General features: G+C 48.3%; 24 protein-coding genes. 1 reads left to right on the top strand and 23 read right to left on the bottom strand.

Annotated features, from left to right (window positions below; translation table 11 throughout):
* Positions 1 to 17: 17 nt before the first annotated feature.
* The 23 genes from glyS to lepA form a co-directional block, all read right to left on the bottom strand.
* Complete coding sequence (gene glyS / locus ACTRXF_RS14055) at positions 18 to 2,102, bottom strand: glycine--tRNA ligase subunit beta (RefSeq protein ID WP_474261779.1); 2,085 nt, start codon at positions 2,100 to 2,102, stop codon at positions 18 to 20.
* Positions 2,092 to 2,982 carry a glycine--tRNA ligase subunit alpha gene (glyQ, locus tag ACTRXF_RS14060; RefSeq protein ID WP_474261877.1) on the bottom strand — a complete coding sequence of 297 codons (891 nt, stop codon included), beginning with the start codon at positions 2,980 to 2,982 and terminating at the stop codon, positions 2,092 to 2,094. Before glyQ ends, glyS begins: the two co-directional genes overlap by 11 nt.
* A 299-nt stretch (positions 2,983 to 3,281) precedes the next feature.
* Positions 3,282 to 4,031 (bottom strand): DNA repair protein RecO, encoded by a 750-nt coding sequence (gene recO, locus ACTRXF_RS14065; protein WP_474261778.1) that lies wholly within the window; start codon positions 4,029 to 4,031, stop codon positions 3,282 to 3,284.
* A 27-nt stretch (positions 4,032 to 4,058) separates the two neighbouring features.
* Positions 4,059 to 4,961 carry a GTPase Era gene (era, locus tag ACTRXF_RS14070; protein ID WP_091611883.1) on the bottom strand — a complete coding sequence of 301 codons (903 nt, stop codon included), beginning with the start codon at positions 4,959 to 4,961 and terminating at the stop codon, positions 4,059 to 4,061.
* A 29-nt stretch (positions 4,962 to 4,990) separates the two neighbouring features.
* A complete protein-coding gene (locus ACTRXF_RS14075) occupies positions 4,991 to 5,386 on the bottom strand; it encodes a cytidine deaminase (RefSeq protein WP_474261777.1) in 396 nt (131 codons plus the stop codon).
* Between the two features lie 16 nt (positions 5,387 to 5,402).
* Entirely contained in the window at positions 5,403 to 5,786 is a 384-nt protein-coding gene (locus tag ACTRXF_RS14080; protein ID WP_474261876.1) for a diacylglycerol kinase family protein, read from the bottom strand.
* Positions 5,770 to 6,231 carry an rRNA maturation RNase YbeY gene (gene ybeY / locus ACTRXF_RS14085; protein ID WP_474261776.1) on the bottom strand — a complete coding sequence of 154 codons (462 nt, stop codon included), beginning with the start codon at positions 6,229 to 6,231 and terminating at the stop codon, positions 5,770 to 5,772. Before ybeY ends, ACTRXF_RS14080 begins: the two co-directional genes overlap by 17 nt.
* A gap of 16 nt (positions 6,232 to 6,247) precedes the next feature.
* Positions 6,248 to 7,252, bottom strand: a complete 1,005-nt coding sequence (locus tag ACTRXF_RS14090; protein ID WP_322525760.1) for a PhoH family protein — start codon at positions 7,250 to 7,252, stop codon at positions 6,248 to 6,250.
* 159 nt (positions 7,253 to 7,411) lie between these two features.
* On the bottom strand, positions 7,412 to 8,038 hold the full coding sequence (locus ACTRXF_RS14095) for a hypothetical protein (protein ID WP_474261775.1): 627 nt from the start codon (positions 8,036 to 8,038) through the stop codon (positions 7,412 to 7,414).
* Between the two features lie 34 nt (positions 8,039 to 8,072).
* Positions 8,073 to 9,083, bottom strand: a complete 1,011-nt coding sequence (gene floA / locus ACTRXF_RS14100; RefSeq protein WP_022794948.1) for a flotillin-like protein FloA — start codon at positions 9,081 to 9,083, stop codon at positions 8,073 to 8,075.
* Between the two features lies 1 nt (position 9,084).
* Positions 9,085 to 10,437 (bottom strand): NfeD family protein, encoded by a 1,353-nt coding sequence (locus tag ACTRXF_RS14105; RefSeq protein WP_474261774.1) that lies wholly within the window; start codon positions 10,435 to 10,437, stop codon positions 9,085 to 9,087.
* A gap of 172 nt (positions 10,438 to 10,609) precedes the next feature.
* The gene (locus ACTRXF_RS14110) at positions 10,610 to 11,056 is read right to left on the bottom strand and encodes a GatB/YqeY domain-containing protein (protein ID WP_022794946.1); all 447 of its coding nucleotides are present in this window, start codon (positions 11,054 to 11,056) and stop codon (positions 10,610 to 10,612) included.
* Between the two features lie 20 nt (positions 11,057 to 11,076).
* Complete coding sequence (gene rpsU, locus ACTRXF_RS14115; protein ID WP_022794945.1) at positions 11,077 to 11,250, bottom strand: 30S ribosomal protein S21; 174 nt, start codon at positions 11,248 to 11,250, stop codon at positions 11,077 to 11,079.
* A 130-nt stretch (positions 11,251 to 11,380) separates the two neighbouring features.
* On the bottom strand, positions 11,381 to 12,049 hold the full coding sequence (deoC, locus tag ACTRXF_RS14120) for a deoxyribose-phosphate aldolase (protein ID WP_474261773.1): 669 nt from the start codon (positions 12,047 to 12,049) through the stop codon (positions 11,381 to 11,383).
* Between the two features lie 28 nt (positions 12,050 to 12,077).
* On the bottom strand, positions 12,078 to 13,412 hold the full coding sequence (gene mtaB / locus ACTRXF_RS14125) for a tRNA (N(6)-L-threonylcarbamoyladenosine(37)-C(2))-methylthiotransferase MtaB (RefSeq protein ID WP_322525755.1): 1,335 nt from the start codon (positions 13,410 to 13,412) through the stop codon (positions 12,078 to 12,080).
* On the bottom strand, positions 13,412 to 14,167 hold the full coding sequence (locus ACTRXF_RS14130; RefSeq protein ID WP_474261772.1) for an RsmE family RNA methyltransferase: 756 nt from the start codon (positions 14,165 to 14,167) through the stop codon (positions 13,412 to 13,414). The genes mtaB and ACTRXF_RS14130 overlap by 1 nt, the downstream gene beginning before the upstream one ends.
* 11 nt (positions 14,168 to 14,178) lie before the next feature.
* On the bottom strand, positions 14,179 to 15,123 hold the full coding sequence (gene prmA / locus ACTRXF_RS14135; protein ID WP_474261771.1) for a 50S ribosomal protein L11 methyltransferase: 945 nt from the start codon (positions 15,121 to 15,123) through the stop codon (positions 14,179 to 14,181).
* An 18-nt stretch (positions 15,124 to 15,141) separates the two neighbouring features.
* Positions 15,142 to 16,266: a molecular chaperone DnaJ gene (gene dnaJ, locus ACTRXF_RS14140; protein ID WP_322525752.1), complete on the bottom strand. Its 1,125-nt coding sequence runs from the start codon at positions 16,264 to 16,266 to the stop codon at positions 15,142 to 15,144.
* A gap of 171 nt (positions 16,267 to 16,437) precedes the next feature.
* Complete coding sequence (gene dnaK, locus ACTRXF_RS14145) at positions 16,438 to 18,285, bottom strand: molecular chaperone DnaK (RefSeq protein ID WP_474261770.1); 1,848 nt, start codon at positions 18,283 to 18,285, stop codon at positions 16,438 to 16,440.
* A 37-nt stretch (positions 18,286 to 18,322) separates the two neighbouring features.
* Positions 18,323 to 18,907: a nucleotide exchange factor GrpE gene (grpE, locus tag ACTRXF_RS14150; RefSeq protein WP_474261769.1), complete on the bottom strand. Its 585-nt coding sequence runs from the start codon at positions 18,905 to 18,907 to the stop codon at positions 18,323 to 18,325.
* A gap of 93 nt (positions 18,908 to 19,000) precedes the next feature.
* The gene (gene hrcA / locus ACTRXF_RS14155; RefSeq protein WP_474261768.1) at positions 19,001 to 20,035 is read right to left on the bottom strand and encodes a heat-inducible transcriptional repressor HrcA; all 1,035 of its coding nucleotides are present in this window, start codon (positions 20,033 to 20,035) and stop codon (positions 19,001 to 19,003) included.
* Positions 20,036 to 20,114: 79 nt separating this feature from the next.
* Positions 20,115 to 21,257: a radical SAM family heme chaperone HemW gene (hemW, locus tag ACTRXF_RS14160; RefSeq protein ID WP_474261767.1), complete on the bottom strand. Its 1,143-nt coding sequence runs from the start codon at positions 21,255 to 21,257 to the stop codon at positions 20,115 to 20,117.
* A 59-nt stretch (positions 21,258 to 21,316) separates the two neighbouring features.
* A complete protein-coding gene (lepA, locus tag ACTRXF_RS14165) occupies positions 21,317 to 23,140 on the bottom strand; it encodes a translation elongation factor 4 (protein ID WP_474261766.1) in 1,824 nt (607 codons plus the stop codon).
* 233 nt (positions 23,141 to 23,373) lie between these two features.
* Here lepA and rpsT point away from each other — a divergent pair, with 233 nt between their 5' ends.
* Positions 23,374 to 23,640 carry a 30S ribosomal protein S20 gene (gene rpsT / locus ACTRXF_RS14170; protein ID WP_091611924.1) on the top strand — a complete coding sequence of 89 codons (267 nt, stop codon included), beginning with the start codon at positions 23,374 to 23,376 and terminating at the stop codon, positions 23,638 to 23,640.
* Positions 23,641 to 23,667 lie beyond the last annotated feature (27 nt).

Here is a 23,667-nt window from a genome sequence, read left to right on the forward strand (position 1 = left end):
CGCACGGACGCATTGCTTTACGATGAAAAAACAATGCTCCGAAAGCGGGCGAACCGTTCAATTTCCCTGGATAACAGTGCCATCTGCTGCAGTCTGTTCTGCTTTACCTGTTCGTCTTCAGCCATAACCATAACATGATCAAAGTAGGCGTTAATCGCCGGCGTAACTGCCTGTAGCGCTTGATACGCACCGGCGACATCCGCCTGCCCAAGCGTTTTATCGAGCTGCTGATTTAAGGTTTTGCTTTTTTCGTAAAGCTCTCTTTCCTCTTCAGCCTCGAACAGCTCTGTTTGAATATCCGAACCACGGTCTGTGTTTTTTGCGATATTGGTCACCCGGCTGAGTGCTTCCACCGTTTCTTTGAAGTCTATTTCTTCAGCACGCGCTTGAATAAATCCAGCTTTTTCTGTCACTACATCAATTCTTTCGCCAAGATGAAGCAGCACAGCATCCGCAATATCATGGCGGACACCCTCATCAAGCAGCTTTTGGCGGACACGCTGGGTAAAGAATTCTTCGAGATCCTTCAGAACATCCGCTTCTTCCCGCTGAAGAAGAGAACGCTCTTTGATTTCATCCATCACCAGAACGATCAGCTGCTGAACTGTGAGCGGAAACCGGTGCCCGGTGATTGTCTGGACAATACCTGCTGCCTGTCTTCTCAGCCCGTGAGGGTCCTGGGACCCGGTCGGCACCATCCCTACACCAAAGCTCGAAACAATAGTGTCCATTTTATCCACCACGCTGATAACCGCGCCTTCGACATTTTCCGGGAGAGCATCTCCGGCGGACTTTGGTTTATAATGTTCTGCAATAGCTTCGGCAACTGCGGTGTTTTCTCCTGCCATCCGGGCATATTCTCTTCCCATAATCCCCTGGAGCTCAGTGAACTCGTCCACCATTAACGTTACGAGGTCAAATTTGGAAATATGAGCGGCACGCTTAACATTTTGCACCTTCGTGCTGTCCAGCTGCAGGTATTCTGCGAGTCGGGTGCTGACAGCCTCCACTCTCATTACCTTTTCACCGACTGTACCCAGATTTTCCTGATAAATTACGTGGTTTAATTTCTCCACCGCTTCCTCCGGCGACATTTTCTGATCTTCGTCATAGAAAAACTGGGCATCAGCCAGACGCGCCCGGAGTACCTTCTCATTTCCTTTCCGGACCTGGTCAAGGTGCTCAGCATTACCGTTTCGTACTGTAATGAAATACGAAAGGAGACTGCCTTCATCATTTTCTACCGGAAAATACCGCTGGTGTTCTTTCATGGATGTAACGAGCACCTCCCGCGGAATGTCCAAATACGCTTCATCGAATGAGCCGTGCAGTGCGGTCGGGTATTCCACGAGCTGATTCACTTCGGCAAGCAGCTCATCATCTATCGGAATGTGCCAGCTGTTTTCCGCTTCAATCTCTTCGATCTGGCTGCGAATCAATTCTGATCTTTCAGACGCATCCGCAATCACATACTCCTCTTTCAGCTGCTGCTCGTATGTTTCCGGCTTATGAATAGTAATGGCATCCCCCAAAAACCGGTGTCCGTAAGAAATATTGCCGGCTGTGCGGTCTGTAATCGTAAATGGGATCACTGTCTCTCCGTACAACGCCACGAGCCATTGAACCGGGCGCACAAAGCGGAGTTCGTGACTTCCCCAGCGCATATTTTTCGGAAAAGCGAGAGACGTAATAATTGTTTCCATCTCCTGCAGCAGCTCTGAGGTCGGCCGGCCCTTGTGTTCTTTTTCCACAAAAATGTACTCAGTGCCTTTCACCTCTTTAAAGTACAGATCCTTTGTATCGACCTGCTGGCCTCTGGCAAAGCCTAAAGCAGCCTTGCTCCATTCCCCGTCTTCTGTGAGTGCGATCTTTTTGGCCGGTCCACGGGCCTCTTCGACCATATCCTCCTGATAATCAGCCAGGTCTTCAATCCGGAGCGCTAGCCGTCTCGGAGTAGAAAACATGTGAACAGTACTATAGCTGAGCCGCTGCTCCTGCAGCCAGGTTTCCGTTTTTTCCTTCAGCTGCTTGACCGCACCCTCCACAAAGCGGGCGGGCATTTCTTCCACGCCGATTTCGAGTAAAAAATGATTAGTTGTCATCGTTCATCGCCTCCTGCTTCCGTAGCGGAAATCCTAGTTTTTCCCGTTCGTCGTAATACGCTTTTCCGCACTTTCTTGCCAGATTGCGCACACGTGCAATATATCCGGTTCTCTCCGTCACTGAAATCGCCCCGCGGGCATCGAGCAGGTTAAACAAATGCGAGCATTTCAGCACGTGGTCGTAGGCAGGGAGCACCAGCTTTTCCTCAATAGCCCGCTCTGCTTCCTTTTCACTTGCGGCAAACTGATTCAAAAGAAGCTCTTTATCCGCAATTTCAAACGAATACTTTGAATGCTCGTATTCCGCCTGCAAAAACATATCTCCGTATGAAACGCCCTGCACCCATTCCAGGTCAAATACGTTTTCCTTATCCTGAATATACGACGCCAGCCGTTCAATGCCGTATGTAATTTCAGCTGTCACCGGGTGGGCATCCATGCCGCCAACATGCTGGAAATACGTAAACTGGGTAATTTCCATGCCGTCGATCCAGACTTCCCATCCAAGGCCCCAGGCACTCAGCGTCGGAGCCTCCCAGTTGTCCTCCACAAAGCGGATATCATGGGCAAGCGGGTCAATACCGATGGCTTCCAGGCTTTTTAAATACAGCTCCTGGATGTTGTCCGGCGAAGGCTTCATGACTACCTGAAACTGATGATGCTGATACAAACGGTTCGGATTCTCCCCGTAGCGTCCGTCGCCCGGCCGTCTTGACGGTTCTACATATGCTGCGTTCCACGGCTCTGGTCCGATACTGCGCAGAAATGTCATCGGGTTCATCGTCCCCGCTCCTTTTTCCACATCGTAGGCCTGCATAATAATGCAATTCTGGTCCGCCCAGTAGTTCTGCAATGTTAAAATCATTTCCTGAATATTCATTGCCATGTTAAACACCCCTTTTGTTTTTCGGTTATTTTCATTAAAAAAGCCCCTATACCTGTCACTCAGGTATAGGGACGGTTATTACCGCGGTTCCACCCTACTTGCTATTTCGGCATTACAGCCGAAAAGCCGCTTTATCCATTCTACGCTCCAGAACGCCTTCACAACCGGTCAGCGTGCAGCTTTCACTATCCTGCACTCGCTAAAACTGAAGAAGATTGCTACTACTTTCTTTCCCTGCGCATCATTATGATTGTATTGAAATAGTACTTAACATTTACGAGTGTGTCAAGCACTCATTCAACGTTCCACTTTTCCATCTGTTCCAGAAAACGCCTTGCCTTTAAATAAATACCTGCATAAGCATCATAATAGCTGTTCAGCACATCCTTCAGCTCTTTTTTCGTTTCGGCCGATACAGAAACAGAGCCTACCCGGTGCACATCAATGTAGAAAAACGTCCGCAAAAGCCTCACCGTTTTCGGCTGAATGCGGAAACGGTACGGATCGATCTCCCAGCAAAGATGGCAGAGAAAGCCCGCTTCGCGGATGGAAAAATGAAATGTTCCCTCCTGCCGCCCGCAGTTCACACAGCGGTCGATCACGGGCTGGATTCCTGCCACTGCGGTCATTTTCACTTCAAACAGACGGATAAGCACTTCGGCATCCTCGCCTTCATCGATACGCCGCAGAAGCTGCCAAAACAGCTCAAATAGATAAGGATTTCGCTCCTGATCCACGGTAACTTTATCAAGAAGTTCGGACAAATAGGAAGCGTAGGAAGTAAGAACGATGTCTTCACGCACGCTGCGAAATGAATCCGTTACGTCTCCCTGACTGAGCGTTCTCATTCCTTTGCCCGGATAGTACACAAACGTTCCATAGACAAACGGCTGGGAGATCGAGCGCAGACGGCTGCTTGGCTTCTTTGCCCCTTTGGCCATCATCGCCATTTTCCCGTGCTCTCTTGTATAAACCGTTAACACTACATTGGATTCCCCGTAGGAAGCAGTCCGCAAAACAATTCCTTCTGTTTTCTGAATCATGCTGTTCCTCCGCTCCCAGGCGATTTCTTAATATTCGTCTTCGCGGTACCCGTTCTCACGAAGCAGATATGCGCTGTTTCTCCAGTCCTTTTCCACCTTCACCCAAAGCTCCACGAACACCTTCGAGCCGAGCATCGACTCAATATCTGCCCGGGCCCGCTGTCCGATTTCCTTGAGCATTGAGCCCTGCTTACCGATAATGATGCCTTTTTGGGTCGGGCGTTCGACAACAATCGTAGCTGCCACATACACCGCCCCGTTTTCCCGTTCTTTCATTTCATCGATAACAACGGCTAGCGAATGCGGAACTTCTTCGCGAGTAAGCTGCAGTGCTTTTTCACGTATCAGTTCACTCACGATAAACCGTTCCGGGTGATCAGTGACCTGATCTTCCGGATAAAACTGCGGGCCTTCCTCGAGATATTTGGTAAGCTCTTCGAGAAGCGTCGTCACATTATTGCCGTTCAACGCAGAAACCGGTACTACCTCGGCAAAATCATACCGTTCGGAATAGCTGGCAATCACTTTGAGCAGTTCGTCGGGATGAACTTTATCGATCTTATTAACGATTAAAAATACCGGCGTGTCTGTCCGCTTCAGTTTTTCGATAATATATTCCTCGCCGGGGCCGTATGACTCTGACGCATCGATCAGATATAAAATGATATCAACGTCGTTCAGCGTCTGCAGAGCCGCACGAACCATAAAATCGCCCAGCTTGTGCTTTGGCTTGTGAATGCCAGGGGTATCGATAAAAACAATCTGGGAGTCTTCCGTCGTGTAAACGCCCTGGATTTTATTTCTTGTTGTTTGTGCTTTATCACTCATGATCGCAATCTTTTGGCCAAGCACCTGATTCATTAATGTGGATTTTCCCGCATTGGGACGCCCGATTAAAGCGGCAAATCCGGAATGATACGATTCACTCATTATTTTCCCTCTTCTTTCCTGCTTTCATACTATAAATCTTCCGGGCCGAATGCTCCCGGGAGCAGTTCTTCCATCGTTGTTACTTTCATTTCACCCTGCAGGTTACCCAATACAATCCGGGCATCCTTCGGCAGAAACTCAGAAAGCACCTGCCGACAGGCGCCACATGGAGCGACCGGCCCTTTCGTATCAGCGATGACAGCTACCATTTTCCCGCTTCGTATGCCCGTACGCAACGCGCTGAACACGGCTGTCCGTTCTGCACAGTTGCTTAATCCGTACGACGAGTTCTCAATATTACACCCTTCGTACCACTCGTCGTCCTCTCCTACAAAAACCGCTCCTACCGGAAATTTGGAATACGGGACGTACGCCTGCTCTCTTGCCTGTTTAGCCCGTTCAAGCAGTTCGTTTTCTATAGCCAATGTTCTTCCCCCTTTGTCAGTTCAGCCATTCCCATATGGAAGGCATAAAAATCATTACACCGATGATGACAGCAAATACAGCGTAAATGAGTACCGCACCGGCAGCAATGTCTTTGACATCTCCCGCGGTTTTATTCCATTCCGGCGATACTAAATTTACCAGGCGCTCCAGCGCTGAATTAACCATTTCGAGCACAAGCATGCCGGCAATTGCCAGCAAAAGAACGGCCCACTGCCATAAAGCGATGCCGCACACCCATCCCAAAAGAACGGCTGCCAGACCGAAAAAGACGTGAAAGCGCATATGACGCTCTTCCCGGAAGGCAAGGAGGATACCTTTTCCAGCAAATATAAAGCCGTCCTTCCAGCGTTTAGGCACCGATTTATCGCGGTAATCCATACGCTTCAAGAATCCTTTCCTGACGCGAAAACATTTTATCTTCTTCCTCTTTGTCCATATGATCGTATCCAAGCAAATGAAGCAGGCCGTGAACGGCCAAAAAGCCCAGTTCTCTTTCAAACGAGTGACCGTATTCCCCGGCCTGCTCCTGCGCCTTGGGAACGCTGATAATAATGTCTCCGAGCAGGTTCGGTATGCCTTCAGCCTGGGGCTGAATTTCGTCGTCATTCAGGGCAAATGAAATTACATCAGTCGGCCGGTCGATCTCCCTGTATTCTCTGTTGACCGCCTGAATCATTTCATTATCCACAAAACTTACAGAGACCTCCGAGCCGTCTACGACTCCTTCTTTTTCACATGCGAACTGCAGGATGTTTTTCACCAGCTCCCAGTGCTTCGGTTCTACTCGTTCCGTTTCATCCACCATATCTACTTCAATACTCACACCTGTCCACCCCTGACTAGTTGTTTGTTGGTTTGTCCGGCCGGTTCAGCGTACGCTTTGGATCGCCTTCCTCCTGTTCGTAAGCATCAAGAATCTGCTGCACGAGTGTATGCCGTACGACATCCGTGGCTTCAAGGTAAACGAACCCAATATGATCGATGTTTTTTAAAATGCGTGCCGCCACCTTCAGCCCTGACTGCTGGCCTTTGGGAAGATCAATCTGGGTGAGGTCCCCGTTAACGATCATTTTTGAACCAAAGCCGAGCCGTGTTAAAAACATCTTGATTTGTTCTTTCGTGGTGTTCTGGGCTTCATCGAGAATAACAAAAGCATCGTCCAGCGTCCGGCCTCTCATATACGCGAGGGGAGCTACTTCGATCGTCCCTCTCTCCATTAACCGCTGTGTATGCTCCGCTCCAAAGATATTATGCAGGGCGTCATACAGCGGACGCAGATATGGATCCACCTTTTCTTTCAGGTCTCCCGGAAGAAATCCGAGGCTTTCTCCAGCCTCCACCGCCGGACGGGTTAGTACAATCCGCTTCACCCGCCCCTCTTTTAAAGCATTTATCGCCATTACGACCGCCAGATAGGTTTTGCCTGTACCAGCCGGGCCAACGCCAAATATCATATCTTTACGACGGATCTGATCAATATATTCCTTTTGCCCCAAGGTTTTAATCATCACTGGCTTGCCTTCAGCATTTACAGCAATCTGCTCCTGGAAAAGATCTTCAAGTTTTTCAAGCTTTCCTTCCTCGGCAAGCTGCGCGGCATAGACAACGTCCCGTTCTGAAATCCGCACCCGTTTTTTCAGCAGCCTCGCCAAAGCTTCAATCACTTCTTCGACTAGCGCTGCCTGCTTTTCGTTTCCTTCTACGATCAGCGAGCCGCCCCGGGTAATAATCGAAACGTCCAGCTTTTCTTCAAGCCGCTCAATGTGCACATCGTTTGGACCAAACAGCTGCTGTATGTCGTTCATTTCATTCACTTGTAATTCTAACGTTTTCTTTTCGGTCAATATAGCTCAGTCTCCTTGAGTATAATATCATATCCTTGCTGTTATCAGTTTTTTCGTTAGTATGCTAACTCTACTCTACCACCACGCTGAGGGTGTTGCAAAAAATAGCAGACATTTTACGATTTTCAGGAAAAAAAGAACCTGATCCGAGGATCAGGCTCACTCATTACTGCTTTTTTTAGCGGAACGGTGCGGCGTCACTTTTTCACGTGACATTGTTGACTGCCGCTGGTAAGGATAACCGCTGCGCCTCGTGACCGGCGGGCTGAGGACCTCCGCCCACACGAGTCCGTTTGCTGCTTCTTTTTTATTTATCGACCGTGGATTTCTCCGCGCTCCGCCGATTTCCCCGTCTGACATAACGCCTCCGCGTTCAGCAGACTGGCGCGAAGCACGCTCAAGGCGCTGGCTTGCGTTTTTCTTTTGCTGCTGAAGCTCTTCACGGCGTTTTTCGTATTCTTTTAAAGCACTGCTTTTATTCTGTGGATTATCTGTCTCTTCTTTGTACAGCTCTGCCTCAGCTTCCGGCACCCGGCGCGTTGGATGATTGCCGGGACTTCCGGAAGGATCATTCTGAGGACGGTTCGGCGTATTTTCTTTGCGGGCATTTTCAAACTCTTCGAATATGTCTTCGAGTTTTCCGAAAGCCCCGCGCCGCCTTGAATCACCGTCACCGCTGTCCTGCTGCTGGCTGCTGTCTCCCCGGCCCATAAACGTAATCAAACCGCCGAAGAGCAGCAGTAAAATCCACAGATTTTCAAAAACTAGTTCAAACAGCTGCTCCATCGCTTCATTCACCTTCTTCTACGGACAAAGTCCCTTATTTATCGGTGTGCGGGCGGTTATATGGACCGTTTTGGTCGTCGTCTTTACCGGATTTACTGATGGATTCACGCATATCCGTATCAGACATAACGTTCTGGATATTCATATAATCCATGACGCCAAGGTTTCCGGAACGCAGGGCTTCTGCCATTGCCATTGGCACTTCTGCTTCGGACTCGGTAACTTTCGCACGCATTTCTTCTACCCGTGCTTTCATTTCCTGCTCCTGAGCAACAGCCATGGCGCGACGTTCTTCGGCTTTCGCCTGGGCGATGTTTTTATCTGCTTCCGCCTGGTCTGTCTGCAGTTCTGCACCAATGTTTTTGCCAATGTCAATATCGGCTATATCAATGGATAAAATCTCAAAAGCCGTACCTGAATCCAGCCCTTTGGAAAGAACAGTCTGTGAGATGCTGTCCGGGTTTTCCAATACTTTTTTATGATTCTGCGAAGAACCGATCGTCGAAACAATACCTTCACCAACACGGGCGATAACGGTATCTTCACCGGCACCCCCGACCAGACGGTCTATGTTTGCGCGTACGGTGATTCTTGCTTTTGCTTTCACTTCGATACCGTCCATTGCGACACCGGCAATAAACGGCGTTTCAATAACCTTCGGGTTAACACTCATCTGTACAGCTTCCAATACGTCACGGCCGGCAAGGTCGATAGCGGCACAACGTTCAAATGTAAGTTCAATATTTGCACGCTGGGCGGCGATTAGTGCATTGACCACCCGGTCCACGTTACCGCCAGCCAGATAGTGGCCTTCGAGCTTGTTCAGTTCAATATCAAGACCAGCTTTTTCTGCCTTGATCATCGGGTTTACTACTCTCGACGGAATAACCCTCCGGAGCCGCATACCGACCAGCTGGAAAATACCTACTTTCACCCCTGCAGCAAGCGCCGAAATCCAAAGCGCAACTGGTACAAAAGTGAATAAAATGACGAGCGCTATTAAAATAATAGCTAATACAATAACGAGACCTATATCAATTCCCATGTCATGATTCCCTTCTTTCTTTGTTAGAGTATGGCTTTACTACAACACGCGTGCCTTCTACACGCACTACCTGCACAGCGTCTCCGCGGTCGAGATAGCGGCCGTCTGAAACGACATCGATTTTTTCCCCGTCAATATCTACTGCACCGGTCGGATGCAGCGGAGTCAATGCCGTTCCTTCTCTGCCTAATAAGTCCGTTCTTCCTTCATTTGACACATATCCTTCCTTCGAAGAAAACGTATCCTGAAGCACCAGCTTTTTCATTGGCCCCCGTTTTCCGAACCCGACCACCATAACTACTGCTGCGATGATGGCAGCTACTGCTGCCAGAACGACGGAGATCGCCATAACGGAAACAGAAAACGACGACATAAACAGGCTGCCAACGACTGCCCCTATACCTAATATACCAAAAATTCCAAAACCAGGAACAAAGAATTCTATCAGCAGTAATATTAAACCGACGCCAAACAGCAGCAGTCCTTCGAAGCCGGCAAACCCGGCAATCATATGACCGAAAAAGAATAGTCCTAAGGATGCGAGACCGATGCCTCCAAAAATTCCAAATCCCGGTGAAAATACTTCAAGTATTAGGCCGATCATGCCGACGCTCAATAAAATAGGAATCACATACGGACTGGTCACCCATCTTGCGATCTGCTCAGCTGCGCTGATATCTGCTTCTTCCACTGCAGCATCGCCCAGGTTCATCTGACTGAGAAGATCATCTCTGCTGTCGGCAATGTATTCTGCATAGCCCACTTCTTCAGAAGCTGCTTCCGACGCCGTAAGCGTTAACAGTTCACCTTCTCCGGCACGATAATCCGGCAGTTCAACTCCAGGGTCAGCCATTGCTTCTGCATACACTGGATCTCTGTCATTGGATTCAGCTGCATTGACCATATTAGACACCCAGGCTGACTGAGCCTTGTCAGATGCTGCATTGCCCGAGCCGTCAATAACCTGGGCTGCTCCCATTTCTGTTTCAGGCGCCATGGCAATTTCGTCAGCGCTCAAAGCCAGAAACGCTCCTGCTGACATAGCCTGGTCCGTTACATATGCGGTAGTTGGAATAGATGTACCATTGATAATCGAGGCAATCTCACCTGCGGCATCCACCGCGCCTCCGGGCGTGTCCAGTTCAAAAATAATCCTGTCGGCATCAGCTTCTTCCGCTTCTTCCACCGATCGTTCCAAAAATGCAGCCATTCCCTGTTCAACGGTCTGTTCAACCGGGATAACATATACGGTCTGATTTTCACCGGCCCCCTGTACAGATGCCGGAAGCCAGGCGGCTGTCATGAAAAGTATGGCAAGAAGAACGGACAGCCATCTGTTTTTTCTCTGCTCCACCTCTATCCCCCCTCCCGTTCATTAGTTATATGTCTATACTCTTATGTACGAGGATAAAGATAAAAGCGTTTCAATTTTTTCCCGTTTATTTCGGGAGGAAGACTGGCATATGTTTTAAAAAAAGAGACCGAACCGGAACTGAACCCTGATTCGATCTCTAGCTTTCTTATTATCAAGAAGATAAATGCTTTTTCACTAATTGATTTACCTGGGAACCGTCCGCTTTTCCGCTGATTTTAGGCATCACCGCAGACATCACTGTTCCCATATCTTTCATCGAAGAGGCATTCTCCTCCTGAATAGTTTCTTTCACAATGGATTCCAATTCTTCATTCGATAAAGGAGCAGGAAGATATTCAGATATGACGTCCATTTCAAACCTGGTCTGTTCTGCTAAATCTTCCCGTCCTGCGTTTTCAAACTCATGGAGGGAATCTTTTCTTTGTTTCATTTCGCGGTTTAAAACCGCTGTTGCTTCGCTTTCATCAAGCTCTTTATTGAGCTTGATAGCTTCATTCTGCATCGAAGCCCGCAGGCCTCTGATAACATTTAAACGCTGTTTTTCCTTGTTTTTCATTGCTGACTTCATGTCACTGCTTAAACGGTCCATGAGTTCCAAGGATGCAGCACCTTCTTTACTTAAAACTTACGTTTTCTAGCTTCTTCGCTTTTCTTCTTACGACGAACACTAGGTTTTTCGTAGTGTTTGCGTTTTTTCACTTCAGCCATTGTTCCTTCTTTGGAAAGGCTACGCTTAAAACGGCGAAGAGCGGCATCAATATCTTCATTCTTTTTCTTTCTTGTCTCTGCCATGTGATTCCCTCCCTCCGAACAACCAATCTAACTAATATATGAATAAAGACTATTACTCAAATACTAGCCATTTGGTAAATAGTATAAAGCATCTGTGCCAAAAAATCAACGAGCTGGCAGGCAGAGATTGTTAGTAGTTTTCGCTTGAGGTTTCACCCTGCAGTATTTTCACGCCAGAGCTTGCACCGAGCCTGGACGCTCCGGCTTCAATTAATGCAAGAGCAGTCTGACGGTCTTTGACCCCGCCGCTCGCTTTTACGCCGGCACGGTCGCCCACCGTCTCTTTCATCAGACGCACATCTTCGATCGTTGCTCCTCCTCCGTTAAACCCGGTGGATGTTTTTACAAAATCCGCTCCAGCTTCAACTGCAAGACTGCAGGCCTTCTTCTTCTCTTCATCAGTTAACAGCGCTGTTTCTATTATCACTTTCACCAGTGCCTCCTGATTTGCAGCCTGCACGACCGCTTCAATGTCCGCGCGGACCAGATCGTCTTCCCCGCTTTTTAAGGCGCCGATATTGATAACCATATCAACTTCCTTCGCTCCGTTGGCGATGGCATTTTTCACTTCAAATGCTTTTGTTTCCGGATTTGTGGCACCGAGTGGAAAACCGATCACTGTACAGACAAGCACGCCGGAGCCTTTTAGCTCTTCCGCTGCAAAAGGCACCATCGCCGGATTAATGCAGACAGATTTGAAATGATTGTCTTTCGCTTCCGCTGTGATACGTTTTATATCTTCAAATGTGGTTTCCGGCTTCAGCAGTGTGTGATCAATATATTGCGCGAGATCTGCCATACTTTCTCCTCCAGTTTAGCTGTTATAGTTATACAAGCGTTGCTGTATCATGGTCAAGCACGCGTACAAATTCCCCTTCATTCAATGGATAGCCTGCATTCGTAATTTTCACGCGCACAATTTCACCACGCCATTCCGGGTTCGCAGGGAAACGTACCTTTATATAATTTGTCGAGTAGCCGACAAAGTAACCTGGTTTTTCTTTATCTTCTTCTTCCGGAATTACTTCCACGACTTCATTTTCAAAACGCGAAGCATATTCTTTTGCCAGTTGATTGGATAGTTCAATCAGACGGTGCACCCGGTCATTTTTTTCTTCATCCTCAACCTGATCGCTCATTTTAGCAGCCGGGGTACCGGTTCTCTTCGAATATGGAAACACGTGCAGTTCTGAGAAACGCTGGTCCCGGATAAAGTCGTACGTCTGCTGAAATTCTTCTTTCGTTTCCCCCGGGAAGCCTACAATCACATCTGTGGTGATGGCGCATTCCGGAAGCGCTTCGCGCAGTTTTTCGAGGCGGTCCGCATAAAATTCCACACTGTATTTTCTTCTCATTCTTTTAAGCACGGTGTTTGAGCCAGCCTGAAGCGGCACGTGCAGATGATTTACTACTTTGTTTGACCTGCGGAGCACATCAATCACTTCATCGGTGATCTGACTTGCTTCTATGGAAGAAATACGGATCCGTTTTAGCCCATCGATGGTTTCAAGATCCCGGAGCAGCCCCGCGAGATTATAGTCTTTCAGGTCTTCACCGTAGCCTCCTGTATGAATGCCTGTCAGCACCAGTTCCTTGTAGCCTTTGTTAACCAGCTGTTCGGCCTGATGCATAACCTCTTCCGGGTTTCTCGAACGGAGCAGACCACGGGCCCACGGGATGATACAGAAGGTACAGAAGTTATTGCACCCTTCCTGAATCTTCAGCGACGCTCTCGTACGGTCGGTAAACTCCGGTACATCGAGTTCTTCGTACACACGGTTTTTCATAATATTGCTTACACCGTTAATTGGTTCCCGGGACACCGTGTACTCTTCAATATAGTCGAGCATTTTTTTGCGGTCCTGCGTGCCAACGACAATATCGACGCCGGGAATATCCATAATCTCTCCCGGAGAGGTCTGGGCATAACAGCCGGTGACGCATATAATGGCTTCCGGATTTTTACGTACTGCGCGCCGGATTACCTGGCGGCTTTTTTTATCTCCGGTGTTTGTTACCGTACAGGTATTGATAACATAGACATCCGCGGTCTGATCAAATTCCTTTTTTTCATAGCCGTCGTTTTTAAACAGCTGCCATATGGCTTCCGTTTCGTAATGGTTTACTTTACAGCCAAGAGTATGAAACGCCACTGATCTCATTATATGTTCCCCTCCTGAATTTCATAATAATATGTCACTGCTCCAAGCAGCAGCAAAGAAGCGGTTTCGCTTCGAACAATTCTCTTCCCCAGGGACGTCGCAGGAATGTGCTGTTCCTCAAACAGGGCAAGCTCGCTACGGGAAAATCCGCCCTCCGGCCCGATAAATGCAAGCAGCGTTTCCGGATGCCCGGCAAACACCTCAGGAAGCTTTGCGGGCAGTTCTGCTCTCGCTTCTGCTTCTGATAAAACGATCCGGCTCCCGACAGAAGCCGTGTTTTCTATAACCTTACGTGCCGAGGGAAAATAAACAATTTCCGGTATATACATCCGCTCTGACTGCTCTGCTGCTTCTTTAGCAATTCGGTTTAAACGATCAATTTTCTTTTGCCGTTTATTCGCATCCCATTTTACCACAGAATGGTCCCCTTCATAAAAATAAATCGCCGAGGCTCCAAGCTCTGTTGCTTTTTGCACGACAGTGTCCATTTTTTCTCCTTTAATCAGAGCCTGGGCAGCGATAATATTTACAGGAAGCTCTGCTCCTCCTGTCCACTCGCTGATTATTTTTGCGTGGACACTTTTTTCTTCCACGCTTTCAATTTCAGTCACAAAGGCATGTCCCTGATTGTCTTTACATACAATTTTTTCTCCCGGGCCCATACGCATAACACGGGCAATGTGCTTTGCATCATTACCCGTGATTTGTATATATTCATGCTGTATGGAGGAGGGATCCACAAAATAATGCTGCATATTCCTCTCCTTTAAAGTGTCTGCGGCCGGCGGGCGATAATGCACAGCCAGTCTTCGACTGCCCGCACATCTTCAATAACAAAACCCGCTTCCGTCAGAGCCTGTTCGACATCCGTACGTTTGCTTTCAATGATGCCTGAAGTAATAAACACACCATCCGGCTGAAGGGAACTAAACGCATCCTCTGCAAGGCGGATAATGATAGGTGCCAAAATATTAGCCACAATGATATCTGCCTGCATCGACCGGTATTCCAACAGATCCGATTGGGCCACGGTGATTTTATCTGCCATCCCGTTTCGGCTGATATTTTCTTCAGCACTCCTGACGGCTACTTCATCAAGATCGAGCGCAAGAATTTCTCCTGCTTCGAATAAGCATGCCCCTATAGCGAGCACGCCGGACCCGGTGCCGACATCCAGCACTGCATTACCCGGACGTGTGTACTCTTCAAGCGCCTGCATGCTGAGCACGGTTGTCGGGTGGGTGCCGGTGCCAAACGCCATGCCCGGATCCAGCGTAATGATTTTTTCCCCGCTCTTTTTTTCATACTCTTCCCAGGAAGGCACAATAGTAACTTTATTCGTGATCTGGACAGGCTTGTAATACTTTTTCCAGGCCTCTGCCCAGTCTTCCTCGGCGATTTCTTTGAGCACTACCTGGTTTCGTCCTAAATCAATATCGTAAAGGAGCAGTTCATTAATGGATTGCTTAATTTCCTCCACAGTATCGGTGACGTAGCTTGTCATCGGAAGATAGGCTTTCACAAGCGTGCCTTCATCCGGATAATTATCTTCAGAAAGCATGAACCATTCGTCTTCTGCCTCTTCCCATTCCCGCTCCAGGTCGGCCGAATCTTCAATCACGACCCCGCTTGCTCCTGCTTCCTGAAGCACAAACGATACAGGGTCAATGGCCTCCTGGGTAGTATGGACAGAAATTTCAATCCAATTCATATGTCTGCTCCTCCCTTTTTACTCTCCGCGAAACGCCCGTTTCACACGGTCAAAGAAATTTCCGTGCTGTTCATCGGTTTCTTCATCGCCGCTGATTTCTGCGAATTCCCGCAGCAGTTCCTTCTGCCGGTCCGTCAGTTTCTTCGGTGTCACTACCTGGACTTTCACATGCTGATCGCCCTGGCCGCGTCCGTGGACGTTATTAATGCCTTTATTCCGGAGACGGAATTTTGTTCCCGATTGGGTGCCAGCCGGTATTTTCAATTTAACTTTACCTCGCAGTGTCGGCACTTCAATTTCATCGCCAAGCGTTACCTGAACAAATGTCAGCGGCATTTCGCAGTAGACGTCATCTCCGTCACGTTCAAAGAATTCATGCGGCTGTACGTTGAAAACGACAAACAGGTCGCCCGGTGGTCCACCATTTGCACCCGGCTCGCCCTGACCGCTCACGCGGATCTGCTGGCCGTGGTCGACGCCCTCCGGAATATGAATATTGATCTTTTTGTTCCGGCGGATGCGGCCGTTTCCGTTACATGTAGGACATTTTTCTTCGACTTCAACGCCTGAGCCGCTGCAGCGGTCACACACACGACGGTTCACGACACGGCCAAACGGCGTATTCTGTTCTACGTTCATCTGACCCTGCCCGCCGCACTGGCGGCACGTTCTTTTTTCTGTGCCTGGCTTTGCGCCGTCGCCGCCGCACGTTTCACAATTTTCTTCTTTTGGAATTTCGATCTCTGTATCTTTGCCGAAGGCTGCTTCCTTAAAGGTGAGCGTCATCGTATACTGCAGATCCGCCCCCTGCCGTGGAGCATTTGGATCTCTTGAAGCACCGCCGCCGAAAAACATATCGAAAATGTCGCCAAAGCCGCCGCCGAAGCCGCCTGCTCCGGCTCCGCCGCCGCCAAAGCCCTGGTTTGGATCTTCATGGCCGAAACGATCGTAATTCGAACGCTTCTGGGGATCGCTTAATGTATCATAGGCATCTTTGATTTCAATAAATTTTTCTTCGGCGTCGTCTTCCTTGTTGACGTCCGGGTGATACTGGCGTGCCAGTTTTCTATATGCTTTTTTTATCTCCTGCTCGTCTGCGTCTTTGCTGACGCCAAGCACGTCGTAATAATCGCGTTTACTCATCGTTCATCTTCACTCCTCGCTCTTGTCCATACGTGTTATCTTATCATTCTACAAGAAGACGCTTCAATCTGAAAAACATATTCATTACAGAAAGAAGGGGCCATCCCCTTGAATAGAAGCAGTCAAGTGACCACTATTCGGGACAGCCCCATTCATCAGCGCTACAGATCGTTAGCTGTTTTTGTTGTTATCACTGTTATCATTGTCATCTTTAACGTCTTCGTAGTCAGCGTCTACAGTGTCGTCACTGCTTTCGCCGCCGGCTTCGCCCTGCTCCTGCTGAGCCTGCTGCGCTGCCTGTTCATACATTTTCGTTGTCAGCTGCTGAACGATTTCCTGAAGCTCGTCCTTCGCTGTGCGGATGGCTTCAATATCTTCGCCTTCAAGCGCAGTTTTCACTTTTTCTTTTGCGTCCTCAGCCTGCTGTTTTTCGTCTTCTGTTACGTTTTCGCCGAGGTCGTTCAATGTTTTTTCTGTCGTGAAGACGAGCTGGTCCGCTTCGTTGCGCACTTCTACTTCTTCTTTACGCTTTTTGTCCTCTTCTGCATTTTCTTCAGCATCTTTTACCATTTGTTCAATCTCTTCTTCGGAAAGACCGGAGGAAGAAGTGATGGTAATAGACTGCTCTTTGTTTGTGCCAAGATCCTTCGCACGTACGTTCACAATACCGTTAGCATCAATATCGAAGGTAACTTCGATTTGAGGTACGCCGCGCGGAGCTGGCGGGATATCGGTCAGCTGAAAACGGCCAAGCGTTTTGTTGTCTGCGGCCATTTCACGCTCACCCTGAAGCACATGAATATCCACAGAAGGCTGATTGTCAGCTGCTGTTGAGAACGTCTGGGATTTGCTTGTCGGAATTGTAGTATTCCGGTCGATTAATTTCGTTGTTACTCCGCCCATCGTTTCGATACCGAGGGAGAGTGGTGTAACGTCGAGCAGTACAACGTCTTTTACATCACCGGTTAGTACGCCTGCCTGAACAGCAGCACCTACGGCTACCACTTCATCCGGGTTAACACCTTTGTGTGGTTCTTTACCAGTTAAGTTTTTAATGCCTTCCTGTACAGCAGGAATACGTGTGGAACCACCAACAAGGATGACTTTATCCACTTCGGAAGCACTGAGACCAGCGTCTTTCATTGCTTGTCTTGTAGGTCCCATTGTGCGTTCAACCAGCTTCGAGGAAAGCTCATCAAACTTAGCACGTGTCAGTGTAAGCTCAAGGTGTTTCGGTCCGCTCTGATCTGCTGTGATAAACGGCAGGGAAATCTGTGTCTGCGTAACGCCGGAAAGATCTTTTTTCGCTTTTTCTGCTGCATCCTTCAAGCGCTGCACAGCCATTTTATCCTGGGAAAGGTCAATACCGTTTTCTTTGCGGAACTCATCCACTAAATGGTCGATAATCACCTGGTCAAAGTCGTCACCGCCAAGCTTATTGTCGCCGGACGTGGAACGAACTTCGAAAAAGCCTTCGCCAAGCTCAAGAATGGATACGTCAAATGTACCGCCGCCGAGGTCAAATACGAGGATAGTCTGGTCCTCTTCTTTTTCCAGGCCGTAGGCAAGTGCTGCAGCTGTCGGCTCGTTTACGATACGGTCTACTTCAAGACCTGCAACACGGCCGGCGTCTTTTGTTGCCTGACGCTGGGAGTCGTTAAAGTACGCAGGTACTGTGATAACTGCGTTTGTAACAGTCTCGCCAAGATAGCTTTCAGCGTCCGACTTTAATTTTTGGAGAATAATCGCAGAAACTTCCTGCGGATTGTATTCTTTGCCTTCGATTTCCACCTTGTAATCTGTACCCATGTGACGCTTGATGGAACTGATCGTGTTAGGATTTGTGATGGACTGGCGCTTAGCCACTTCCCCTACCTGACGTTCGCCGTCCTTGAATGCTACAACGGAAGGAGTTGTGCGGTTGCCTTCCGGGTTCGGAATAACCTGCGCTTCCCCGCCTTCCATAACGGCTACACAAGAGTTTGTTGTACCTAAGTCAATGCCAATTGTTCTACTCATTTTTCTTCCTCCTATACAGTACTCTATATCTGAATTATTAGTTGTTCACTTTTACCATTGAAGGGCGCAGCACACGATCTTTCAGTCTGTATCCCTTTTGCATTTCTTCCACAATCTGATTAGACTCAAACCCTTCTTCATCAGCCTGCATGACAGCCTGGTGAATGGTTGGGTCAAAGTATTCGCCCTGTGCCGGGATTTCTTCCACACCCTGCTGTTCGAGTGCAGATCTGAATTGATTGTAGACCATGGCCATGCCGTCAATAAATGACTGGGCACTTTCGTTATCGGGCTTGGTCTGCATCGCTCTTTCAAAATTGTCCATTACCGGCAGAAGCTCCTCTGCCAGAGGCTGGACCCGGTATTTGGCGTCTTCCTCTTTTTCCGCTTTTGCTCTGCGGCGCACATTCTCTAAATCTGCCTGAGCACGAAGAGCACGGTCTTTCCATTCGTTTATTTCTTTTTCGAGCTCTGCTTCACGCGAACCGGATTCCTCTTCAAGTTCATCCTCTTCAACATCTTCCGGCTCGAGGATTTCGACGTCTTCTTCGGTTACTTCTTCTTCATTTGGTGCTTCCTGATCTTTTTTTTCCTCTTCCTGCTGCTTGTTCTTTTCGCTCACCTGCGCCACCTCCATAAATGCTGTTGCTATCGTTCAAAGCCATACTATATCCGACTCTTTATTAAGTTCATCAACCAATAACAAATACTATCATTAAGAGTCTCTCCGGTACAAGTCATCCAACACATTTGAAAGGCCGTAAGAAAGATGATTAATTAGGCTGATAACTTTTTGATATTCCATTCTCGTTGGCCCTACAATACCAATGGTTCCTACCGGCTTCCCAGCGAGGGAATACGTGGCAGAGATGATGCTGCAGTGCTCAAACGCTTCATTGGGGTTTTCCTGCCCAATTCTAATCGTCATACCGTTAATGGTTGGTTTTAAGAGCTCGTGAATCAGATGCTCTTCCTCCATTAATTCGAGCAGAGCCCGCACACGGTCTACATCTTTGAATTCCGGCTGGTTGAGCAGGTTGGTTTTGCCTCCGTAAAAGATCTTTTCATGCCTCGATTTCCGGAGAGCCTCTTCCGTAAACGAAAGAGCTGCTTCGTAGTTGAGCACGTACCTCTTTAAAACGTCTCTCACTTCAGAAAACAGCGCCCGCTGCAGCTGATAAAGCGGAATTCCCCGCAGCCGCTCGTTTAAAATGTTCGTAATTTGTTCGAGCTCCCCTGCTTCAAGCGTTGGGGGAAGAGCTACCGTATGGTTTTCCACATATCCTGTATCTGTCACGATGACAGCAACAGCTGCTTCTTTTCCAATAGGAACAATCTGAATCTGCCTGAGTCTCGATTCAAACATTTCCGGGCCAAGCACAATAGAGGCATAGCTCGTCAATTCAGACAAAATGCCGGCTGTTTCCTTTACTGCTTCTTCAGCTTCGAGTATTTTACCGGCAAAAAGCGATTGAATGTTGTTCATCTCAGGTTCACTGAAACGGTACGGCAGCAGCAGGCGGTCCACATACAGCCGGTAAGCTTTTTGGGAAGGAATGCGTCCGGACGAGCTGTGGGTTTTTTCCAAAAAACCAAGCTCTTCCAAATCCGCCATATCGTTACGGATGGTGGCCGGACTGAACGTAATGCTGTTTTTTTTGGAGATGCTTCTTGAACCTACAGGTTCGGCCGATTGAATATAATCTTCAATGATCGATTGCAAAATGAGTAATTGTCGATCGGTAAGCATTACACATTCTCCTCTGTTAGCACTCGTTTTATCCGAGTGCTAAATCTATTTTATAAGCTATCAAAGGATTTTTGCTTTGTCAATTATTTTCAGGCTCATCGTCCAATAAAAATAAAGCAAACACTTCATTACCGAGCAGCTTTCCTTCTTCTGTTAAAAACAAACGGCCGTCTGCTTCTGTGAGCCACTCCTTCCGCTTCGCTTCCTGAATGCTTTCCGGATATATGTCTTCCACGGCACAGCCGTATTTCTGATAAAAACGCTCCGTAGATACACCTTCATATAACCGAAGCCCGAGAAACATTTCCTCTTCGATCTGTTCTTTTCTCGTTACCGGATGCGTCGTTTGTACTGGGCTGCCTTTTTCCTGAACTGCCTGGATATAATGGTTCAACGGTTTAATGTTGGCGTACCGCACGCCGTCGGTGTAGCCGTGAGCGCCCGCACCGGCACCAATATATTCTTCATTCTGCCAGTATATCCGGTTGTGACGGCTGCTGTACCCGGCACGTGCAAAGTTGCTGATCTCATAAGCATCAAGCCCGTGGCTTTCGAGACGATCCACAAGCAGCTCATACATATCCGCCTCCTCTTCCTCCGGCAGCGGAGCTATTTTTCCTTCACGCCACCAATTATAAAACCGGGTCTGTTTTTCGATCTTCAATGAATAAGCCGACACGTGCGGAGGAGCAAGCGCCATTGCTTCATCAAGCGTTTCTTCCCAGTCCTTCATCGTCTGGCCCGGCAGCCCAAACATTAAATCAATTGAAATGTTATCAAAGCCGGCCTGTCTGGCTGCCTGGACTGTTTCTTTCGCTTCATCTGCAGAATGTCCCCGGCCGATACTGCTTAACTGGGAATCGTGAAACGTCTGAACACCAATACTCAGCCGGTCCACTCCGCCTGCCTTCAGCAGCGACAGCTTCTGCTCACCTACATCTCCCGGATTCACCTCTACCGTATATTCCTTGAGCTGGGTCACCGGAACGTGCCGGTTCATGATCTGCATCAGCTTCTCCACCTGTACAGCCGAAAGAGCTGTCGGTGTCCCCCCTCCGATATAAACCGTCTGCAGCTGGTCCATCGTGTAGGAGGCGAGTTCCTGGTCCAGTGCTTCTAAATACTCATCGACCGGCTGGTTGTTAATGAGAAATTTATTAAAATCGCAGTAATAACAAATGTATTCGCAAAAAGGGATGTGGACGTACAATCCTTTTGCCACGCTTTTCTCTCCTTCTTTATGGAAAAAGCAAAGGCCGCCCGGAAGGCAGCCCGCTTTGCTTAGTCTTTATCCATCTTTAATACAGACATAAATGCTTCCTGCGGAACATCTACTTTGCCAACGCTTTTCATGCGTTTTTTACCTTCCTTCTGCTTTTCAAGCAGCTTACGCTTCCGCGTAATGTCGCCGCCGTAGCATTTGGACAAAACGTTTTTCCTCATGGCTTTGATGGTCGAACGGGCGATGACGCTTTTCCCAATTGTCGCCTGAACCGGCACTTCAAACTGTTGGCGTGGAATTAAATCTTTTAATTTTTCAACGATAGCTTTCCCGCGTTCATAGGCCACGTCCCGGTGGACAATAACGGACAGCGCATCCACACTTTCCCCGTTTAACAAAATGTCCATCTTCACGAGATTGCTTTCTTTAAAGCCGATAAACTCATAATCAAATGAAGCATAACCTTTTGTCTGGGACTTCAGCTGATCGAAAAAGTCATAGACAATTTCGGTTAACGGAAGGTCGTAGACGATATTCACACGCGTATCATCCATATACTTCATGTCTTTAAATTCGCCGCGTTTAGCCTGGCATAGCTCCATAACGGCGCCTACGTAATCATTTGGCACCATGACGGTCGCTTTTACGAACGGCTCCTCCACCCATTCCACCTGCTGGGCATCCGGCATGTTGGAAGGGTTATCGATCTCTTTCATTTCCCCGTCCACCATCTGCACGTGATAAATAACGCTCGGTGCAGTGGTGATCAGCTCGATATTATACTCGCGCTCAATGCGCTCCTGTATAATTTCCATATGCAGCAGGCCGAGGAACCCGCAGCGGAAACCGAAGCCGAGTGCCTGGGAGGTTTCTGCTTCAAACTGCAGTGAGCTGTCGTTAAGCTCCAGCCGTTCAAGTGCGTCCCGGAGCGCGTTATACTTGCTTGCATCTGTCGGGAACAGGCCGCAGAAAACCATTGGATTCATGCGTTTGTAACCCGGCAGCGGCTCGGCGGCCGGATTATGGGCGTTTGTAATTGTATCGCCGACTCTTGAATCGCCAACGTTTTTAATACCGGCAATTATAAATCCAACGTCCCCCACTGTCAGTTCATCGCAGGAGACCGGCTTCGGATTAAATACGCCGACGTCCGATACTTCAAATTCTTTTCCAGTCTGCATCATCCGGATTTTCTCCCCCGGCTTGACCGTTCCTTCTTTAATCCGGATATAGGCGATAACTCCGCGGTACGTATCATATACAGAGTCGAAAATCATGCCCTGCAGCGGAGCTGAAGGATCACCCTGCGGTGGCGGCACCTTTTCAACAATCTGCCTTAAAATTTCGTCTGTGCCTATTCCGTCCTTCGCGGAAGCAAGTACTGCTTCCGAAGCGTCCAGGCCGATAACATCCTCGACTTCCTGCTTCACCCGTTCAGGCTCTGCGCTCGGCAGATCCACCTTATTAATAATAGGCAGAATTTCCAGATCGTTATCGAGGGCAAGATACACATTGGCGAGCGTCTGGGCTTCAATGCCCTGAGCGGCATCTACAATCAAAAGGGCCCCCTCACAGGCTGCCAGGCTTCGCGACACTTCATAGGAAAAGTCGACGTGCCCCGGAGTGTCAATCAAGTGAAAAATGTACTCCACTCCATCTGTATGTGTATATTTCAGCTGTACAGAATTAAGTTTAATCGTAATACCGCGTTCTCTTTCTAAATCCATCGCATCCAGCATCTGGTCTTTCATTTCACGCTGGGTCAACGCACTGGTCGATTCTAAAATCCGGTCAGCAAGCGTCGATTTCCCGTGATCAATATGGGCGATGATCGAAAAGTTACGAATGCGCTTCTGGCGCTCAATTTTTTCCTGCTCTTTCATTGATTCGATCACTCCTGTTATTACTACTTTGCCGTGCGTTCCGTTCGCAGAGACTAACGTCTATTATAGCAATGCCCCGCTCTTCCTTCAATGTTCGCGTTCGCTTCGCTTTAATTCTGAAAATTTCATCCATTTAACTCTTTCCTGCTGAATCTTGCGCTCAGTCGTGATTTTTGATAGAATCCTTTTGTGCTGATAAAAGAAACGACCGGTAACTAAAGGAGGTGACCACCATGGCAAATATTAAATCCGCAAAAAAGCGCGTGATTATTAACGAAAATCAACGCGTGAAGCAGCAGGCTTTCCGTTCTTCCATGCGTTCGGCTATTAAAGAATTCGACAAAAACATCGATGCAAACAACGTTGATGCTGCGAAGAATTCCTACGCGCTCGCGATGAAGAAAGTAGACAAAGCAGCCAGCAAAAACATGATTCACAAAAACGCGGCCAACCGCGCTAAATCCAGAATGCACAAGCGCCTAAGCGCAGTAGCACAATAAGGATAAAACGACTCGGGCCCGAGTCGT

The organism is Marinococcus sp. LNHM3E3-2.2 (assembly GCF_056034385.1).

Coding starts and splice junctions, on each gene's coding strand:
- dnaJ (WP_322525752.1), bottom strand. CDS start 16,266: ATGAGTAAACGCGATTATTACGACGTGCTTGGCGTCAGCAAAGACGCA.
- mtaB (WP_322525755.1), bottom strand. CDS start 13,412: ATGAGATCAGTGGCGTTTCATACTCTTGGCTGTAAAGTAAACCATTAC.
- glyQ (WP_474261877.1), bottom strand. CDS start 2,982: ATGAATATTCAGGAAATGATTTTAACATTGCAGAACTACTGGGCGGAC.
- era (WP_091611883.1), bottom strand. CDS start 4,961: ATGAGTGAATCGTATCATTCCGGATTTGCCGCTTTAATCGGGCGTCCC.
- lepA (WP_474261766.1), bottom strand. CDS start 23,140: ATGAAAGAGCAGGAAAAAATTGAGCGCCAGAAGCGCATTCGTAACTTT.
- ACTRXF_RS14095 (WP_474261775.1), bottom strand. CDS start 8,038: ATGGAGCAGCTGTTTGAACTAGTTTTTGAAAATCTGTGGATTTTACTG.
- rpsT (WP_091611924.1), top strand. CDS start 23,374: ATGGCAAATATTAAATCCGCAAAAAAGCGCGTGATTATTAACGAAAAT.
- rpsU (WP_022794945.1), bottom strand. CDS start 11,250: ATGGCAGAGACAAGAAAGAAAAAGAATGAAGATATTGATGCCGCTCTT.
- ACTRXF_RS14080 (WP_474261876.1), bottom strand. CDS start 5,786: ATGGATTACCGCGATAAATCGGTGCCTAAACGCTGGAAGGACGGCTTT.
- deoC (WP_474261773.1), bottom strand. CDS start 12,049: ATGGCAGATCTCGCGCAATATATTGATCACACACTGCTGAAGCCGGAA.
- floA (WP_022794948.1), bottom strand. CDS start 9,083: ATGGGAATTGATATAGGTCTCGTTATTGTATTAGCTATTATTTTAATA.
- recO (WP_474261778.1), bottom strand. CDS start 4,031: ATGATTCAGAAAACAGAAGGAATTGTTTTGCGGACTGCTTCCTACGGG.
- dnaK (WP_474261770.1), bottom strand. CDS start 18,285: ATGAGTAGAACAATTGGCATTGACTTAGGTACAACAAACTCTTGTGTA.
- hrcA (WP_474261768.1), bottom strand. CDS start 20,035: ATGCTTACCGATCGACAATTACTCATTTTGCAATCGATCATTGAAGAT.
- glyS (WP_474261779.1), bottom strand. CDS start 2,102: ATGACAACTAATCATTTTTTACTCGAAATCGGCGTGGAAGAAATGCCC.
- prmA (WP_474261771.1), bottom strand. CDS start 15,123: ATGAATTGGATTGAAATTTCTGTCCATACTACCCAGGAGGCCATTGAC.
- ACTRXF_RS14130 (WP_474261772.1), bottom strand. CDS start 14,167: ATGCAGCATTATTTTGTGGATCCCTCCTCCATACAGCATGAATATATA.